The organism is Monashia sp. HAY1-11D (assembly GCF_056868035.1).
The window spans coordinates 3,208,480-3,224,899 of the sequence record NZ_CP200320.1 but is presented as its reverse complement, the minus strand read 5'-3'; the positions used below and the strand labels follow the sequence as shown (position 1 = coordinate 3,224,899).

The 16,420-nt window shown below is 71.3% G+C and carries 16 protein-coding genes; 7 read left to right on the top strand and 9 right to left on the bottom strand.

Features of this window, described 5'->3' with window-relative positions:
- Positions 1–20: 20 nt before the first annotated feature.
- The 6 genes from AC1VM9_RS14895 to AC1VM9_RS14870 form a co-directional block, all read right to left on the bottom strand.
- Positions 21–1,268 (bottom strand): saccharopine dehydrogenase family protein, encoded by a 1,248-nt coding sequence (locus AC1VM9_RS14895; RefSeq protein ID WP_483123167.1) that lies wholly within the window; start codon positions 1,266–1,268, stop codon positions 21–23.
- 6 nt (positions 1,269–1,274) lie between these two features.
- Positions 1,275–2,069 carry an ABC transporter permease gene (locus tag AC1VM9_RS14890; protein WP_481341302.1) on the bottom strand — a complete coding sequence of 265 codons (795 nt, stop codon included), beginning with the start codon at positions 2,067–2,069 and terminating at the stop codon, positions 1,275–1,277.
- The gene (locus AC1VM9_RS14885) at positions 2,069–3,007 is read right to left on the bottom strand and encodes an ABC transporter permease (protein ID WP_481341301.1); all 939 of its coding nucleotides are present in this window, start codon (positions 3,005–3,007) and stop codon (positions 2,069–2,071) included. The genes AC1VM9_RS14890 and AC1VM9_RS14885 overlap by 1 nt, the downstream gene beginning before the upstream one ends.
- The gene (locus AC1VM9_RS14880) at positions 3,000–4,121 is read right to left on the bottom strand and encodes an ABC transporter ATP-binding protein (RefSeq protein WP_481341300.1); all 1,122 of its coding nucleotides are present in this window, start codon (positions 4,119–4,121) and stop codon (positions 3,000–3,002) included. The genes AC1VM9_RS14885 and AC1VM9_RS14880 overlap by 8 nt, the downstream gene beginning before the upstream one ends.
- Complete coding sequence (locus AC1VM9_RS14875) at positions 4,121–5,362, bottom strand: polyamine ABC transporter substrate-binding protein (RefSeq protein WP_481341299.1); 1,242 nt, start codon at positions 5,360–5,362, stop codon at positions 4,121–4,123. Before AC1VM9_RS14875 ends, AC1VM9_RS14880 begins: the two co-directional genes overlap by 1 nt.
- A gap of 82 nt (positions 5,363–5,444) precedes the next feature.
- Positions 5,445–6,893, bottom strand: a complete 1,449-nt coding sequence (locus AC1VM9_RS14870; protein WP_481347345.1) for a gamma-aminobutyraldehyde dehydrogenase — start codon at positions 6,891–6,893, stop codon at positions 5,445–5,447.
- Between the two features lie 114 nt (positions 6,894–7,007).
- Here AC1VM9_RS14870 and AC1VM9_RS14865 point away from each other — a divergent pair, with 114 nt between their 5' ends.
- From AC1VM9_RS14865 to AC1VM9_RS14855, 3 genes are all read left to right on the top strand, one after another.
- Positions 7,008–7,511, top strand: a complete 504-nt coding sequence (locus AC1VM9_RS14865) for an Lrp/AsnC family transcriptional regulator (protein WP_481341297.1) — start codon at positions 7,008–7,010, stop codon at positions 7,509–7,511.
- A complete protein-coding gene (locus tag AC1VM9_RS14860) occupies positions 7,508–8,947 on the top strand; it encodes an aspartate aminotransferase family protein (RefSeq protein ID WP_483123166.1) in 1,440 nt (479 codons plus the stop codon). Before AC1VM9_RS14865 ends, AC1VM9_RS14860 begins: the two co-directional genes overlap by 4 nt.
- Positions 8,948–9,183: 236 nt before the next feature.
- The gene (locus AC1VM9_RS14855; RefSeq protein ID WP_483123164.1) at positions 9,184–9,942 is read left to right on the top strand and encodes a hypothetical protein; all 759 of its coding nucleotides are present in this window, start codon (positions 9,184–9,186) and stop codon (positions 9,940–9,942) included.
- Between the two features lie 247 nt (positions 9,943–10,189).
- Here the strand turns inward: AC1VM9_RS14855 and AC1VM9_RS14850 are convergent, their stop codons facing one another.
- Complete coding sequence (locus tag AC1VM9_RS14850) at positions 10,190–11,128, bottom strand: AEC family transporter (RefSeq protein ID WP_483123163.1); 939 nt, start codon at positions 11,126–11,128, stop codon at positions 10,190–10,192.
- 78 nt (positions 11,129–11,206) lie between these two features.
- Here AC1VM9_RS14850 and AC1VM9_RS14845 point away from each other — a divergent pair, with 78 nt between their 5' ends.
- On the top strand, positions 11,207–12,331 hold the full coding sequence (locus tag AC1VM9_RS14845) for an LOG family protein (RefSeq protein ID WP_481347514.1): 1,125 nt from the start codon (positions 11,207–11,209) through the stop codon (positions 12,329–12,331).
- Between the two features lie 139 nt (positions 12,332–12,470).
- On the opposite strand, the gene AC1VM9_RS14840 is transcribed toward AC1VM9_RS14845, so the two are convergent.
- Together AC1VM9_RS14840 and AC1VM9_RS14835 are read right to left on the bottom strand one after the other, a co-directional pair.
- On the bottom strand, positions 12,471–14,417 hold the full coding sequence (locus AC1VM9_RS14840; RefSeq protein ID WP_483123162.1) for a propionyl-CoA synthetase: 1,947 nt from the start codon (positions 14,415–14,417) through the stop codon (positions 12,471–12,473).
- 117 nt (positions 14,418–14,534) lie between these two features.
- On the bottom strand, positions 14,535–15,005 hold the full coding sequence (locus tag AC1VM9_RS14835) for a hypothetical protein (RefSeq protein WP_481339261.1): 471 nt from the start codon (positions 15,003–15,005) through the stop codon (positions 14,535–14,537).
- A 208-nt stretch (positions 15,006–15,213) separates the two neighbouring features.
- Between AC1VM9_RS14835 and AC1VM9_RS14830 the strand changes: the two genes are divergently transcribed.
- From AC1VM9_RS14830 to AC1VM9_RS14820, 3 genes are read left to right on the top strand one after another with little or no spacing between them, the layout of a single operon-like run.
- Positions 15,214–15,447 (top strand): hypothetical protein, encoded by a 234-nt coding sequence (locus tag AC1VM9_RS14830; protein ID WP_483123160.1) that lies wholly within the window; start codon positions 15,214–15,216, stop codon positions 15,445–15,447.
- Positions 15,444–16,139, top strand: a complete 696-nt coding sequence (locus tag AC1VM9_RS14825) for a sigma-70 family RNA polymerase sigma factor (RefSeq protein WP_483123159.1) — start codon at positions 15,444–15,446, stop codon at positions 16,137–16,139. The genes AC1VM9_RS14830 and AC1VM9_RS14825 overlap by 4 nt, the downstream gene beginning before the upstream one ends.
- Complete coding sequence (locus AC1VM9_RS14820; RefSeq protein WP_481345594.1) at positions 16,136–16,408, top strand: hypothetical protein; 273 nt, start codon at positions 16,136–16,138, stop codon at positions 16,406–16,408. Before AC1VM9_RS14825 ends, AC1VM9_RS14820 begins: the two co-directional genes overlap by 4 nt.
- Positions 16,409–16,420: the final 12 nt, after the last annotated feature.

Below are 16,420 nucleotides of genomic sequence, written 5' to 3'. Positions count from 1 at the left end.
GGTCGGGGTGCGGTGGTCCCTCAGCGGTCCTCGAGACCCCAGGGGGACCCGTAGCCGACCGGCTTCGGGGCGGCCAGCAGGTCGAGGAAGGGCACGGCGTCGAACGCCTCGGGTCCGAGGACCCCGACGCCCTTCCACGTGCCTCGGGCGAGCAGCTCGAGGGCGACGACGGGGTTGACGGCCGTCTGCCACACGACGCACTGGGCGCCGTACTCGCGCATCGTCTGCTCGTTGTCGACGACGTGGTAGAGGTAGGTGCGGCGCGGCTGCCCGTCGGTGCCCGTGCCGGTGACGAGGAGGCCGGCGCACGTCCTGCCGGTCATCCGCGGCCCGATCGTCGCCGGGTCGGGCAGGACCGCGGCGACGACGTCGCGCGGCGACACCTCGACGCCCTTGACGCGGACCGGGTCGGTGCGGTCCAGCCCCAGGGTGTTCAGCACCTTGAGGATGCCGATGAGCTCGTCACCGAGGCCGTACTTGAAGGTCACCCGTCGGGCCTCGACCCACCGGGGCATGAGGAGGACCTCCTCGTGCTCGACGTTGACGCACTCGACCGGTCCGATGCCCTCGGGGAAGTCGAAGACCTCCGGCTCGCTGAACGGCTCGGTGGTGAACCAGCCGCGGTCCCGCTCCCAGACCACGGGCGGGTTGAGGCACTCCTCGATCGTCGTCCACATCGAGAAGCTCGGCGCGAAGATCTCGCGGCCCTCGTCGTCGCGGACGACGAGGTCGGCGCCGTCGCGGGTGCCGAGCTCGTCGATCTCGGAGAAGAGGTGGTCGGCGGCGTAGCGGGCGAACACGTCGGACAGGCCGGGCTCGACACCGATGCCGACGAGGGCCAGGCGCCCGTCGGCCTCCCACTCCCCCGCCTCGGCGAACTGCTCGTCGCCGAGCTTGACCCCGGTGTCCGAGAACGGCCGCTCCGGATGGCGCTGCGACAGGCTCATCGCCATGTCGAGGTAGTCGGCTCCGGCAGCCTTGGCCGCGCGGAAGATCGGCATGTCGAACTTCGGGTCGACGGCGTTGAACACGTGGGTCACCTTGTGCTCGTGGGCGAGCGCCGTGACGGCATCGGAGTCCGACGCGTCGACGCGGGCCGCGACGAAACGTGCCTCGCCCGGGTGGCGCTCGACGACGGCCGCGACGGTGCGTTCGGCACGCGTCAGGTCGTGGTCGGCGACGACCCAGCGCTCGAAGAAGCCGCGCTCGGCGGCGATGCGCGCCGCGGCGTCACCGACCCCGCCAGAGCCGATCATGAGCACTCGCATTCGGCCTCAGGCCACCTGACGGTTGCGGCGCTTGGACACGGCCTGACCGGCCACGACGACGGCGAGCGCGAGCAGGAACATCAGCGTGCCGACGACGTAGACCTGCACGGGAACCCCACGGGCCGAGGCCCCCCAGACGTACATCGGGAAGGTGATCGAGCTCGGGCTGGCGTTGAAGTTGGTGATGATGTAGTCGTCGAAGCTGAGCGAGAACGACAGCAGCGCACCGGCCGCGATGCCGGGGGCCGCGAGCGGCAGCGTCACCCGCAGGAAGGTCTGCACCGGGTTGGCCCCGAGGTCGGCGGCCGCCTCCTCCAGCCGTGGGTCGAGGGTGGCGACCCGGGCCTTGACGGCGACGACGACGAACGAGACGCAGAACATGATGTGCGCGATGAGGATGGCGCCGCGGCCCGACGGCACCCCGAGCATGAGGAAGAGCGTCAGGAGGCTCGACCCCATGACGACCTCGGGGGTGGCCATCGGCATGAAGATGAGCAGGTTCGTCGCCGAGCGGCCGCGGAAGCGGTACCGACCCAGGGCGAAGGCGATCATCGTGCCGAGGACCGTGGCGGCGAGCGAGGCGATGACCCCGATCTGCAGGCTGAGGCCGAGGGACTCGCAGATCCCCTGTGCCCCACAGGGATTCGTCCAGGCGTCGGTCGAGAACTCGTTGAACGTGTAGTTGAAGCGGCCCTTGGGCTCGTTGAACGAGAAGATCGCGACCACGAGGTTCGGCACGAGCATGTAGACGAGCACCAGCAGACCGGCGACGGCGATGAGGTGCTTCCTGATCCAGGCCATCAGAGGAGCTCCTCCGTGCCGGCGCGGCGGACGTACACCATGACCATCGTCACGATCGTGATGAGCATGATGAACGACAGGGCCGCGGCGAGCGGGTAGTCGAGGACGCGCAGGAACTGGGCGTCGATGACCGAGCCGAGCATCGTCGTCTGCGTGTTGCCGAGCAGCTTGGCGTTGACGAAGTCGCCTGCGGCGGGGATGAACGTCAGCAGCGTGCCGGCCACGACCCCGGGCAGCGACAGCGGCCAGGTGACGCGTCGGAACGTCTGCCACGGCGAGGCGTACAGGTCGCCCGCCGCCTCGAGCAGCCGTGGGTCGAGCCGCTCGAGCGAGGTGTAGAGCGGCAGGATCATGAAGGGCAGGAAGTTGTACGTCAGGCCCATGATGACGCCGAACTGCGAGTAGAGCAGGGAGTCGTTGTTCGTCAGCCCGACGGCCTTGAGCAGGTCGGTGACGTGCAGCGCGCGGGCCAGCGGCGTCACCCAACCGTCGTCGGACAGGATGGTGCGCCAGGCGAGCGTCCGGATGAGGAAGCTGGTGAAGAACGGCGCGACCACGAGGACGAGCACGAGGTTCTTCCAGCGGCCGGCCTTCTGCGCGATGAAGTAGGCGAGCGGGTAGCCCATGAGCAGCGCCAGCAGCGTGGCCGCGCCCGCGTAGAGCAGCGAGCGCAGCATCTGCGGCCAGTACTGGCCGAAGGCGTCGGCGTAGATGCCGATGTTCCCGGTGAACACGTAGCCGTCGTCGACGTTCCCCTCCTGGAGCGACTGCGACGCCAGCGTGGCCATCGGTGCGACGAAGAAGACGACGAGCCACAGCAGCCCGGGCAGCAGCAGCGCGTACGGCACCCAGTTGCGTCGGCGACGCGGCGCCTCGAGGGCTGCGGCCGGTCCGGGTGGGTGCGCCGTCGCGGACGGCAGGACGGCCTGCTCAGCCACGCTCGTCCACCAGCTCCGCGCCGGCCTCGGCATCCTGCGAGGCGTCCAGGGCGAACCCGTGCTCGGCGGCCCAGGAGATCGTGACGTTCTCCCCGAGCGTGGCCCGGGACGTGCCGTCGTTCTGCTGCACGACGGTCAGCTCCTGGCCCCAGGGCATCTGCACCGAGTACTGCGTGGCGACACCCGTGAACGACACGTCGCGCACGACGCCCCGCAGACGGTTGGGGCCGCCGGACTCACCGAGGCGCAGCTTCTCCGGACGGACGCCCAGCCACACGTCGCCCTGGCCGTCGGGCAGGTGGGCACGGGCGACCTCGAGCTCGGCCTCGTGGCTGCGGACCCGAACGGTCCCGGCGGTGGCGCCGCCCCCGACGACGGAGGCGCGCAGCAGGTTGGACTGCCCGAGGAAGTTCGCCACGAACGTCGACCGCGGCTTCTCGTACAGGGTCGCGGGGTCACCGAGCTGCTCCATGCGCCCGGCGTTCATGACGGCGATCCGGTCGGCCATCGTCATGGCCTCCTCCTGGTCGTGCGTGACGTGGATGAACGTCAGCCCGACCTCCTGCTGGATCCGCTTGAGCTCGATCTGCATCTGGCGACGCAGCTTGAGGTCGAGGGCGCCGAGCGGCTCGTCGAGGAGGAGGACGTCCGGACGGTTGACGAGGGCCCGCGCGAGTGCGACGCGCTGCTGCATGCCGCCGGAGAGCTGGGTCGGTCGCCTGCCGCCCACATGGGCCAGCTCGACGAGCTCGAGCGCCTCCTGGGCCTTGCGCCGAGCCTCCTTGTCGCCGCGTCGCTTCAGCCCGAACATGACGTTGTCGAGCACCGACATGTGCGGGAACAGTGCGTAGGACTGGAAGACCGTGTTGACGTTGCGCTGGTAGGCCTTGGTGTCGGTGATGTCGTCCGAGCCGATCCGGATGCGTCCGCCCGTCGGCGCCTCGAGGCCGGCGATCATCCGCAGGGTGGTCGTCTTGCCACAGCCCGAGGGACCCAGCAGCGCGAAGAACGAACCGGCCTCGATGGTGAGGTCGAGGGGGTGGACCGCGGTGAAGGTCCCGAACTCCTTCGTCAGCGCGACCAGCTGCAGGTCGCCCTTGCCCGTGCCCGCCATCAGCCGGCCGTGATCGAGGCGAACATGCGGGAGTACTTCGTCTCCTCGGCCTCGGACAGGCCGCGGAACACCTGGGCGCGCGACAGCACGTCGGCCGGCGGCACGATGAGCGGGTTGTCACCGAGGCTCTTGTCGATCTTGAGCAGCGCGTCCTTGGTGCCCTTGACCGGCGCGATGTAGTTGACGTAGGCCTCGACCTGGGCCATGACCTTCGGGTCGTAGTAGTAGTCGATGAGCCTCTCGGCGTTCTTCTTGTGCTTGGCCAGGGCCGGGATGACGAAGTTGTCGGACCAGAGCGTGAAGCCCTTCTGCGGAAGGGTGTACTGGATGTTGGGGTCGTCGAACTGCAGCTGGACGACGTCGCCGGTCCACGCGGCGCACGCGGCGATGTCGCCCTTGGCCAGGCCGTCGGTGTACTCGTTGCCGGTGAAGCCCTTGATCTGCCCGGCGTCCTTGGCCTGCTGGATCATGTCGATCGCGGCCTTGAAGTCCGCGTCGGTGAACTTCGAGATGTCCTTGCCCTGCTCCATCATCACGAGCCCCACGGTGTCGCGCATCTCGGTCAGCAGCGTCACCTTGCCCTTGAGCGCGGGATCGGTGAGCAGCTGGGTCATCGTCGTGATCTTCTTGCCGCCGGTGGCCTTGAGGTTGTAGCCGATGCCGGCGAAGCCGCTCTGCCACGGCAGCGAGTAGACGCGTCCGGGGTCGAACTCGACGTTGCGCAGGGAGTCCTCGAGGTTCTTGGCGTTCGGGATGTTCGCCAGGTCGAGCTTCTGGAGGTAGCCCTGGCGGATGAGCCGGGCGACCATCCAGTCCGTGCTGCACCACACGTCGCGGCCGGTGTCCTTGCCCTGCTGCAGGAGCGGGCGGACCTTCGCGTAGAACTCGTCGTTGTCGAGGTAGTCCTCGGTGTAGTTGACCTTGATGCCGGTCGCCTTCGTGAAGGCGTCGAGCGTCGGGCGGGCCTTGGTCTTCTCGTCGACGTCGATGTACTCGGTCCAGTTGGACCAGTTGACGATCTTCTCGGAGTCGGACAGGTCCTCGGCCGCTGCGGCCGTCTTGGACGCGGTCCCGGCGGGGCCGCCCCCGCCGCTCGCGGGGTTGCGCCCGGCGGAGCCGCACGCGGCCAGGAAGGCTGCTGCGCCGACGCCGGCCGCGCCCATCATGGCGCTGCGGCGCGACACCAGGCCGCGCATGAGCGCCGCGCGCAGCACCGGGTTGTCCAGGGGCTTCTCGTTCATGGCCTTCTTCTCCAGGGGTTCTCGGTGGGTGACGGGAGAGGATCGACGTCGACCCGGGTCGTGCGGGCTGCCCTGCGGGGCATCAGGACTCGATGTTGGCCATGACGTGCTTGATGCGCGTGTAGTCCTCGAGCCCGTACATGGACAGGTCCTTTCCGTAGCCGGAGTGCTTGAAGCCGCCGTGCGGCATCTCGGCGACGATCGGGATGTGGGTGTTGATCCAGACGCACCCGAAGTCGAGCTTGCGGCTCATCCGCATGGCCCGACCGAAGTCCTTGGTCCACACGCTCGAGGCCAGGCCGTACTGCACGCCGTTGGCCCAGGCGAGGGCCTCGGCCTCGTCGGTGAACTGCTGGACGGTGATGACCGGGCCGAAGATCTCGGTCTGGATCTGCTCGTCGTCCTGCCTGAGGCCGGCGAGGACGGTCGGCTCGAAGAAGAAGCCGTCGCCGAGGCCGTCCGCGCGGTGGCCACCGGCGGCGACCCGGGCGTGGTCGGGCAGACGGTCGATCATGCCGCCCACGTGGGCCACCTGGTTCGGGTTGTTGACCGGGCCGAGGAGGGCGTCCGGGTCCTCGGGAAGCCCGACCTTCGCCTCGTTCTTCGCGTACTCCGCGAGGGCCGCGACGAAGTCGTCGTGGATGCGGGGACCGGCGAGGACGCGGGTGGCCGCGGTGCAGTCCTGGCCGGCGTTGAAGTAGCCGCCGACGGCGATGCCCTCGACGGCCGCCTCGATGTCGGCGTCGTCGAAGACGACGACGGGCGCCTTGCCGCCGAGCTCGAGGTGCACGCGCTTGAGGTCGCGCGAGGCGCTCTCGGCGACCTGCATCCCGGCCCGCACCGACCCGGTGATGGCCACGAGCGCCGGCGTCGGGTGCTCGACGACCATGCGGCCGGTCTCGCGGTCGCCGGTCACGACGTTGAAGGTGCCCTCGGGGAGGAACTCCGAGGCGAGCTCGGCCAGCAGCAGCGTCGTCTCGGGCGTCGTGTCGGAGGGCTTGAGGACGATCGTGTTGCCGGCGGCGAGCGCCGGGGCGATCTTCCACATCGCCATCATCATCGGGTAGTTCCACGGCGTGACCTGCCCGACGACGCCGATCGGCTCGCGGCGGACGAAGGACGTGTGGCCCCGCATGTACTCCCCGGCCGACTTGCCCTCGAGGACTCGCGCGGCGCCGGCGAAGAAGCGCAGCTGGTCGAGCATCGGCGGGATCTCCTCGCTCGCCGTGAGGGCGTGCGGCTTGCCGGTGTTCTCACCCTCGAGCCGGACGAAGTCGTCGGCGCGGGCCTCGATGGCGTCGGCGAACTTCAGCAGCGCCGCCTGCCGCTCGCTCGGCGTCGTCTCGCCCCACGTCTCGAAGGCTTTGGACGCGGCGGCGTACGCGCGGTCGACGTCCGCCTGCGTGCTGACGGGGGCAGTGGCGACGACGGCGGCGGTGGCCGGGTTGACGATGTCGGTGGTCGCGTCGGTCTCGGGGTCCAGGTACTGACCGCCGATGAAGTTGCGGAGCTGGCGCGGCTGCGAAGTCATGGCGGCACTCTAGACAGTGACCTGCGCAATGGTGAAGAGATGGTCCGGAAAATCTTCGGAATCAGTTGCGCGGGGACTTGCCAACGTCGTGTTCCACAGGTCAGTATCGGGCCCATGACGACCATCCGTGGCGTGGCCCACAGCGGGTCGAAGCCGCCCCGCCGGGGCGGCGTCAACCTCGACGAGGTCTCCAAGACCATCATCGAGCTGCTCCAGCAGGACGGACGAAAGTCCTACGCCTCCATCGCTGCCGAGGTGGGCCTGTCCGAGGCGGCCGTGCGCCAACGCGTCCAGCGCCTGCTCGACGCCGACGTCATGCAGATCGTCGCGGTGACCGACCCCCTCCAGGTCGGTTTCCAGCGTCAGGCGATGATCGGCCTGCGGGTCTCCGGCGACATGTCGACCGTGGCCGAGGCCCTGTCGGACATGGACGAGGTGTCCTACGTCGTCACCACGGCGGGCAGCTTCGACGTGCTCGCCGAGGTCGTCTGCGAGGACGACGACCACCTCCTGGAGCTGCTGACCGAGCGGATCCGCACCCTCGAGGGCGTCATCACCACCGAGACGTTCGTCTACCTCAAACTCAACAAACAGCTCTACAACTGGGGAACACGATGAGCATCAACCCGAACGAGGTCTGGGAACCGGCCTCGGACCAGCGCACCCCTGCGGGGACCCTGCTGTCCGATGCCGCGCGCGATCACCTGTGGATGCACTTCACGCGCCACTCGGTGTTCGAGGACCCCGGAGACGGCGGGCTGGGCCACTCCGTGCCGATCATCACCCGCGGGCAGGGCTGGAAGATCTGGGACGACCGCGGCAACGAGTACATCGACGGGCTCGCGGGTCTGTTCGTCGTCCAGGTCGGCCACGGGCGTGAGGAGCTCGCCGAGGCGGCAGCCAAGCAGGCCAAGGAGCTCGCCTTCTTCCCGCTGTGGAGCTACGCGCACCCGAAGGCCATCGAGCTGGCCGAGCGGCTCGCCACGCACGCGCCCGGCGACCTCAACCGCGTCTTTTTCACGACGGGTGGGGGCGAGGCCGTCGAGACGGCGTGGAAGCTGGCCAAGCAGTACTTCAAGCTGACCGGCAAGCCGACCAAGCACAAGGTCATCTCGCGCGCGGTCGCCTACCACGGCACGCCGCAGGGGGCCCTGTCGATCACCGGCATCCCGGCCGCCAAGCAGATGTTCGAGCCGCTCGTGCCCGGCACGTTCAGGGTCCCCAACACCAACCAGTACCGGGCTCCCGAGCACCTGCGCGACGACGAGAAGGCCTTCGGCCGCTGGGCCGCCGACCGCATCGCCGAGGCCATCGAGTTCGAGGGGCCCGACACCGTGGCGGCGGTCTTCCTCGAGCCGGTGCAGAACTCGGGTGGCTGCTTCCCGCCGCCGGCCGGGTACTTCGAGCGGGTCCGCGAGATCTGCGACGAGTACGACGTGCTCCTGGTCTCCGACGAGGTCATCTGCGCCTTCGGCCGCATCGGCTCGATGTTCGCCTGCGACGACTTCGGCTACGTGCCCGACATCATCACCTGCGCCAAGGGCATGACGAGCGGCTACTCACCGATCGGCGCGATGATCGCCAGCGAGCGCCTGTTCGAGCCGTTCCGGAAGGGCACGGACTACTTCCCGCACGGTTACACCTTCGGCGGGCACCCGGTGTCGGCCGCCGTGGCGCTGGCCAACCTCGACATCTTCGAGCGCGAGGGTCTCAACGACCACGTCAAGCAGAACGCCACCGCCTTCAAGGCGACGCTCGACAAGCTGCTCGACCTGCCGCTCGTCGGCGACGTCCGCGGTGCCGGGTACTTCTACGGCATCGAGCTGGTCAAGGACAAGCAGACGCGTGAGACCTTCGACGACGCCGAGTCCGAGCGGCTGCTGCGCGGGTTCCTGTCCAAGGCGCTCTTCGACGCCGGCATCTACTGTCGAGCCGACGACCGTGGGGACCCCGTCGTCCAGCTGGCGCCGCCGCTGATCATGGGCCCGGAGCAGTTCGACGACATCGAGTCGAGACTGCGTTCCGTCCTCACGGAGGCGGAGAACCACCTCTGACGCGTCGCGCCCACCGTGCACCACGGTGCACCGCCCTGCACCGTGGTGCACCGCCCGACGCGGGCGGTCAGGACGTCCCGGGGAGGGGGCGTGGCCGGTCACCGTTCCTCGGTGACCGGCCCGGGAGCCGGTCACCGAGGAACGGTGACCGGCTTCCGGTCGTTGGCGTGGGTACGTGACCGGCGAGCGATGCCGGCACCCCGTCGCCACATGTGACGCCGACGCAAGGAGACGACATGGGATTCCTCGACCGACTGCTGGGCCGCGAGCCCGGTCGACCACAGGGCTGGGGCATGGGCCACGGCGCCCCGCCTACCGGTCCGCGGTCCGCGCCGCCCGGCGCCGACCCGTACGCGGTCCCCACGCCGCGTGGCGGAGCCTCCACCGAGGACGAGCGGGCCATCGCCCGCTACCGCTACCTGCTGCGCACGGCGCCTCCCGAGGACCTCGAGCGCGTGCACGCCGAGGCCTTCGCACAGCTCTCGCCCGAGCAGCGCCAGATGGTGCTCCAGCGCCTCACCGAGGACCTCCCCGAGTCCGAGCGACCGCGCAGCGACGAGCCGGCCGACCTCGCCCGCAGCGCCACACGCGCCGAGCTGCGTCGGCCCGGCTACCTCCAGGGCGCCTTTGCCGGTGGTACGGGCGGCCGGGCCATGGGGACCGGGATGGGGATGGGCATGGGCGGCATGATCGCCGGCTCGATGCTCGGCACCATCGCCGGTGTCGTCGTGGGCTCGGCGGTGGCCGACGCGCTGTTCGACGGGTACGACCAGTCCCCCGAGGCAGCCCAGGCCGGCGAGGGCGACGGCAGCGGCGGTGCGTCCGATGCCTCCGAGACCTCCGACACCTCCGACGGTGGTGGCGACGCGGCTGGCGACCCGGGCGGTGACGTCAACGCGGCCGGTGAGGGCTTCGGTGCCGGGGACCTCGGCGGCGACTGGGGTGGCGGCGGCGACTTCGGCGGTGACTTCGGCGGCGGCTTCGGCGACTTCTGACCGCGCACCGCGCCCGCACGGCCTGCCCTGCTCCCGCCCCCGCCCGCTCCGGCCCGCACGTCACGGCAACACACCGAGCAGTCGCCAACACCGCACGGGTATTCCCGGGGTCCCTGGCAGCTGTTCGGTGTGTTGCACCGCCGGGGCCATCCGCGAGCCGGCCGGGGCCATCCGCGAGCCGGCCGGGGTCGGCCGGGGTCGGCGGCCGGGCGGTCGGGGCGCCGGGCGGTCCCGGCACGCCTGCTGGTCAGACGCCGGCGAGGCCGTGGAAGAGGGCCGCGATCGCGAGGATGACCGGGATCGAGGCGAACGTGCTGACGAAGATGACGTCGCGGGCGAGGTTGACCTCTCGGCGGTAGCGCACCGCGTACGTGAAGATGTTCTGGGCCGTCGGCAACGCGGCCGTGACGACGACGGCGAAGAGCGCGTCGCCACGCAGGCCCAGGGCCAGGCCGACGGTGAGTGCGACCGCCGGCATCAGCAGCACCTTGATGCCGACGATGGCCCACACGTGCTCTGCCGCCCCGCCCGTCGCCGGCCGCGGACCACGCCGCAGCGAGATGCCGAACGCGACGAGCATGGACGGCACGGCCATCCGTCCGAGCAGGTCGACGGGGTCGGCGACGACCCGCGGCAGGTGCACGTCGAACACCGCGATGAGCAGCCCGGCGACGGCGCCGAGCGTGATCGGGTTGCTGAACATCCGTCGCAGGGACCGCAGCAGCCTCGGCCGCTCGCCGCGGGCGTCGCTGTCGAACAGGGCCATGTAGACCGGGGTGATCACGAGCAGCTGCATGAGCAGCGTCGGGGCGACCCACGCGACGTCGCCGAGGACGTAGAGGGCGATGGGGATGCCGAGGTTGCCGGCGTTGACGTACGCGGCGGACAGGCTGCCGACGAGCCGGGACCCGAGCGTCCCTCCGGCCCAACGGAACCGGGCGATCGTCAGGTAGAGGACGACGACGACCGCGAAGCTGATGAGCGACGTGACGAGGTTGGCCGACAGGACGGCGTCGAGCGATGTGCGCTGCATGACGGTGAGCAGCAGCGCGGGCGAGGCGACGTGGAAGGCCAGCCGCGAGAGGGTGACCTGGGCGCCTTCGTCGAGGATGCGGCGGTCGGCGAGGAGCCAGCCGACCGCGACGATGACGGCGATCGTGGCGAAACCCTCGAGGACGGCGAGCACCTCGCGATCCTCGCAAACCCGGCGCCGGTGTCGGTGCCGCGTCCACGCCCGGAGCGACGGGCACGGCAGGATGACGCCATGGAGATCGAGAGCCTCGAGGCCCTGGACGACCACCTCGACGCCGGGTCGCCGCTCGGGGGGCTGCGCCTGCAGGGGCTCGACCTCACCGGCTACGCGCAGCGGTTCGCCGAGCACGCCGACCTGACCGGCCTGGTCGTGCTCGGAGGGACGGTGCCGATCGAGGTCACCGAGGTGCTGCTGCGCCGCGGCGCCATCGTGTTCCCCGGCATCGCCGACGCGCCCGTCGACCCGTGGCGCGGCCTGTACCGGCCCGAAGACCTCTACGCGGGGCTCGAGAGCGGCTACGACGCGACGCCCGACGCGCGGGCCTACCGCTGGTTCCGTGACGCCCGCCTGCGCACCGACGCCTACTGCACGCTCGTGCGGGCGATCCACGACGACACCGTGACCGACGAGCTCGACGAGCTGGTCGCGGGACGCTCGGTCGTCGGCGTCATGGGTGGCCACCGCGTCGAGCGCGGGACCGAGGCGTACGCGGCCGCGGCCCGGCTCGGGCACCGTCTGGCCGCCGACGGGCACGTCGTGGCCACCGGGGGCGGTCCGGGAGCGATGGAGGCGGTCAACCTCGGCGCGCTGTGCCGCGACGCCGCCGACCTCGACGATGCCCTGGGCCGGCTCGCCGCCGTGCCGACGTTCCGGCCGTCGGTCACCGACTGGGCGCGCCTCGCCCTCGCGGTGCGCAGCGACCTGCTGGGCGACGAGCCGGCCCTGCCGACGGAGTCGCTCGGGCCGACGGCCCGTTCGCTCGGGATCCCGACGTGGTTCTACGGGCACGAGCCGCCGAACGTCTTCTGCGACGCCGTGGCCAAGTACTTCTCCAACGCGATCCGCGAGGAGGGGCTGCTCGCCCGCAGCACGGCCGGCGTCGTCGTGCTCGGCGGTGCCGCCGGCACGGTGCAGGAGATCTTCCAGGCCGTGACGCCGCTGTACTACGCCCTCGACGACGCGCACCTGCCGCCGCTCGTGCTCGTCGGGCGCCGGCAGTGGTCGGTCGAGGTGCCGGTCTGGCCGACGCTGCACGCGCTCGCCGCCGACCGCCGGATGGCCGGCGCCGTGCACCTCGTCGACGACATCGAGGAGGTGCCGGGGATCCTCGCCGCCGGTCCCGCCGCGGACACCTGACCGGAACCGCGCCACGGCGCGATTCTCGACCGCTCACGGCGCGATCGGCCCGCCACAACCGCGCCACGGCGCGATTCTGGACCACTCAGGGCACGATCGGCCCGCCGCAACTGCGCCATGGCGCGGTTGTGGCGGGAGGTCACTCAGGCCGTTGGGCGGGGCCCGTGAGCACCGGGGCGAGGGCGTCGAGGACCGCGGCGTCCTCGATCGTCGCCGGTACCACGGCGTCCTTGCCATCGGCCATCTCGCGCATCGTCTTGCGGAGGATCTTGCCCGAGCGGGTCTTGGGCAGCGCGGGCACGATGTCGACGCGGCGCAGCGCCGCCACCGGTCCGACCTCGGCCCGGACGCGGTCCACGAGCTCGCGCCGGATCCGCTCCCCCTCGACGTCGCCGTCGATGCCCGACTTGAGCACGACGAGGGCGCGCGGCACCTGCCCCTTGAGATCGTCGTGGACGCCGATGACGGCGCACTCCGCGACGGCCTCGTGCCCGGCGAGCGCCGCCTCGAGCGAGCCGGTGGAAAGGCGGTGCCCGGCGACGTTGAGGACGTCGTCGGTACGGCCCATGACGAACAGGTAGCCGTCCTCGTCGAGATAGCCACCGTCGCCGGTGAGGTAGTACCCGGGGTAGGCCGACAGGTAGGACGACACGTACCGGTCGTCGTCGCGCCACAGCGTGGGCAGGGTTCCGGGCGGCATGGGCAGCCTGATGCAGATGGCGCCCTCCGTCCCGGCCGGCACCTCGTGCCCCTCGCCGTCGAGGACGCGGACGTCGTAGCCGGGCACCGCGACGGTCGGCGAGCCCGGCTTGATGGGCAGCAGCGCGATCCCCGTGGGGTTGGCGGCGATGGGCCAGCCGGTCTCGGTCTGCCACCAGTTGTCGACGACCGGGACACCGAGCGCCACCGAGGCCCACTCGTACGTGTCGGGGTCGAGCCGCTCGCCGGCGAGGAAGAGGGTGCGGAACCGGCGCAGGTCGTGCTCGGAGACCTTGGCCGCCGCGGAGTCCTCCTTCTTGATCGCCCGGAAGGCCGTCGGGGCGGTGAAGAGGCACACGGCGCCGTACTCGGCGATGACGCGCCAGAAGGCGCCGGCGTCGGGCGTCCCGACGGGCTTGCCCTCGTAGAGGACGGTCGTGGCGCCGGTGAGCAGCGGACCGTAGACGATGTAGGAGTGGCCGACGACCCAGCCGACGTCGCTGGCCGTGAACATCGTCTCGCCGGGACGGACGTCGTAGACGTGCTCCATCGACCAGCGCAGCGCGACCGCGTACCCGCCGCAGTCTCGGTAGATGCCCTTGGGCCGGCCCGTCGTGCCGGACGTGTAGAGGATGTAGAGCGGGTCGGTGGCCGCGACGGTGACGCAGTCGGCCGGCTCCGCGTCGGCGACGACCTCGTCCCAGGTCATCTCCTCCCACTCGGTGTCGCGCTCCCCCACCGCCGCCGGCCGCTGCTCGCGCTGCAGGACGACGACCGACTCCGGCTTGTGGCTGCTTCGGTCGAGGGCGGCGTCGAGCATCGGCTTGTACTCGACGACGCGGGAGGGCTCGATGCCGCAGCTGGCCGAGACGACGACCTTCGGCTCGGCGTCCTCGATGCGTGCCGCGAGCTCCTGCGGGGCGAAGCCGCCGAAGACGACCGAGTGCACGGCGCCGAGGCGGGCGCAGGCGAGCATCGCGACGACCGCCTCGGGCACCATCGGCATGTAGATGACGACGCGGTCGCCCTTCTCGACCCCGAGCCCGGCCAGCGCCCCGGCGAAGCGGGCGACCCGGTCGAGGAGGTCGGCGTACGTCAGGGTCGCCTTCGTCCCGGTGACGGGTGAGTCGTAGTGCAGCGCCGGCTGGTCGGCGCGTCCTGCGGCGACGTGCCGGTCGAGGGCGTTGTGGCACACGTTGAGCTCGGCGTCCGGGTACCAGCGGTAGAAGGGCGGCCGGGAGTCGTCGAGCACGCGCGTCGGCGGCGTGACCCAGTCGACGGCCCGGGCGGCCCGGGCCCAGAACCCCTCCGGGTCGCGCAGGCTCGACGCGTGCAGCTCGCGGTAGGCCTCGAAGGCGGACGTGGCATCGATGCCGTCGGTGGTCATGGCCTCACTGTGCCGTCGGGGTCGCCTCCGCGCCAGAGCCGGTGCGCCGAGGTGACCCTTGGGACGGACGAGCGGTCGTGACGCCGGGCACATCGCCGGCGCGCGACCGCAGCGGCGTCAGGACCGGGCGTGTCCCCGCGCCCACGGCAGGGGCCGCCGGTCGTAGGCGACGGCGAGGCGGCTCAGCGCGACCGCGGCCAGGAACAGCCCGAAGTCGCGCAGCGCGACGTCGTAGTAGCCCGGGATCAGCAGCAGGTTGACGATGATGCCCGCCAGCCACGCCGCGACGACGAGCGACCCGATCCGAGGCCACACCGCCACGACGACCCCGGCGACGATCTCGACGACACCGACCACGTACATGGTCTGGTGGACGCTGAACGGCGACAGGTGCGCGATCGGTGGGGCCAGGTACCGGTCCCAGTCGACGAGCAGGTGGGCGAACTTGTCGGCGCCGAAGATGATCGGCGCGACGGTGAACGCGGTCCGGAGGACGAGGAACGCCTGGCGGGCCGGATCCCGGCGTGCGGCGGCCGCTGTGGCGTCCCCGCTGCCGGGACGCGTCGGGATGGCGTGGGTGCTGGACATGGGCACTCCTTGGTTCTCGTATGAGGTGATGCACGGGCCCACGGCGTCGATGCCGTCCCGCCCCGTACGTGGGGCTCGGGGCACCGTTCGCCGCGACACCCTGTTCGTGTCGGGCCGGGGTGCGGGCCTTACCGCCGGCCCTCCGCGACCCCGTGGTGGAGCCCGGCCGGTCCGGTAAGACGGCCGCGTCGAACGACACCAACCCGGTATGACCATCCATCCGACCCGTCGCCAGCCGGGCTGCGGACCGGTGGGCCCGCCGGTCGACGTGACGACGTGGCGCCGGTGCCGCCTGCTCGAGGCCGGTTTCGATGCCGACCTCGCCGGCCGGCTGGCCGCGGACCGACGCGTCGACGTGCACGCCGTCCTGCAGCTCGTCGACCGAGGCTGCCCGCCGGTCCTTGCCGCACGCATCCTCTCCCCGGAAGGATGGTCGTCGTGACGATCGCCGACCCGAACGGCGCCCTGCACCCGGCCGTCGACGCCGGGCGGTCACCCGGCGCGGTCCCGCGTCCGGTCCCGCGCCCGGTGTCCCGCGACTGGGTCGCCGACCTCACCGCTACCGGTCCTCGGCGTGACGAGGCCCTGCGCGAGCTGCACTCGTTCGTGCTCAAGGCCGCCCGCCACCAGGTGTGGCACCTGCGCGGCCAGCTGCCCCATGCCGGCGCGGCAACTCTCGAGGGAGTGGCGGAGTGTGCGGCAGACGACGCGCTCGTGGACGTGCTCGCCAAGCTCGACACCTTCGAGGGCCGCAGCCGTTTCACGACCTGGGCCTACAAGTTCGGCATCCTGCACGCCGCCAACGAGGTTCGCCGGCAGGCCTGGGCCACGCGCGAGGTCTGCCTGCCCGACGACGCGACGTGGGTCGATGCCGCCCCCGGTCCGGAGCACCACGCCGAGGCCGCCGACCTCGCCGCCGCCGTGGCATCGGCGCTCGCGGTCGCGCTCACGCCCTACCAGCGCCGGATCGCCGTGGCGCTGCTCGTCGAGCAGGTACCGATCGACGTCCTCGCCGAGCGGCTGGGCACGACGCGAGGCGCGCTCTACAAGACGCTGCACGTGGCCCGGTCGCGGATCCGGGACCACCTGACCGCCACCGGACACCTGACACCCGCCACCGGGGAGACACGATGACCTCCACACCACGGCGCCTCACGCCCGACGACGCCCGGGCGCTGAGCCTGGACACGGAGCCCTGGCTGTCGTGCGAGGACTGCTTCGACCTCGCCGACCGGTACGCCGAGGCTCTCGTCGAGCACCCGCAGACCCGGCAGCTGCCCGAGATGCTCGTGCACCTGCGCGGGTGCGCCGCCTGCGCCGAGGAGACCGAGTCGCTGGTCCGGCTCGTCGCGTCCGACCTCGGGGTCGACCCCGCCGCGGCGCTGGCGCGGCTGCAGGAGTGACCCGGGGCCGCC

Bases quoted from the DNA above. Each gene is read 5' to 3' on its own strand.
- AC1VM9_RS14895 (WP_483123167.1), bottom strand. From the start codon at position 1,268: ATGCGAGTGCTCATGATCGGCTCTGGCGGGGTCGGTGACGCCGCGGCG.
- AC1VM9_RS14890 (WP_481341302.1), bottom strand. From the start codon at position 2,069: ATGGCCTGGATCAGGAAGCACCTCATCGCCGTCGCCGGTCTGCTGGTG.
- AC1VM9_RS14880 (WP_481341300.1), bottom strand. From the start codon at position 4,121: ATGGCGGGCACGGGCAAGGGCGACCTGCAGCTGGTCGCGCTGACGAAG.
- AC1VM9_RS14875 (WP_481341299.1), bottom strand. From the start codon at position 5,362: ATGAACGAGAAGCCCCTGGACAACCCGGTGCTGCGCGCGGCGCTCATG.
- AC1VM9_RS14870 (WP_481347345.1), bottom strand. From the start codon at position 6,893: ATGACTTCGCAGCCGCGCCAGCTCCGCAACTTCATCGGCGGTCAGTAC.
- AC1VM9_RS14865 (WP_481341297.1), top strand. From the start codon at position 7,008: ATGACGACCATCCGTGGCGTGGCCCACAGCGGGTCGAAGCCGCCCCGC.
- AC1VM9_RS14860 (WP_483123166.1), top strand. From the start codon at position 7,508: ATGAGCATCAACCCGAACGAGGTCTGGGAACCGGCCTCGGACCAGCGC.
- AC1VM9_RS14855 (WP_483123164.1), top strand. From the start codon at position 9,184: ATGGGATTCCTCGACCGACTGCTGGGCCGCGAGCCCGGTCGACCACAG.
- AC1VM9_RS14845 (WP_481347514.1), top strand. From the start codon at position 11,207: ATGGAGATCGAGAGCCTCGAGGCCCTGGACGACCACCTCGACGCCGGG.
- AC1VM9_RS14840 (WP_483123162.1), bottom strand. From the start codon at position 14,417: ATGACCACCGACGGCATCGATGCCACGTCCGCCTTCGAGGCCTACCGC.
- AC1VM9_RS14835 (WP_481339261.1), bottom strand. From the start codon at position 15,005: ATGTCCAGCACCCACGCCATCCCGACGCGTCCCGGCAGCGGGGACGCC.
- AC1VM9_RS14830 (WP_483123160.1), top strand. From the start codon at position 15,214: ATGACCATCCATCCGACCCGTCGCCAGCCGGGCTGCGGACCGGTGGGC.
- AC1VM9_RS14820 (WP_481345594.1), top strand. From the start codon at position 16,136: ATGACCTCCACACCACGGCGCCTCACGCCCGACGACGCCCGGGCGCTG.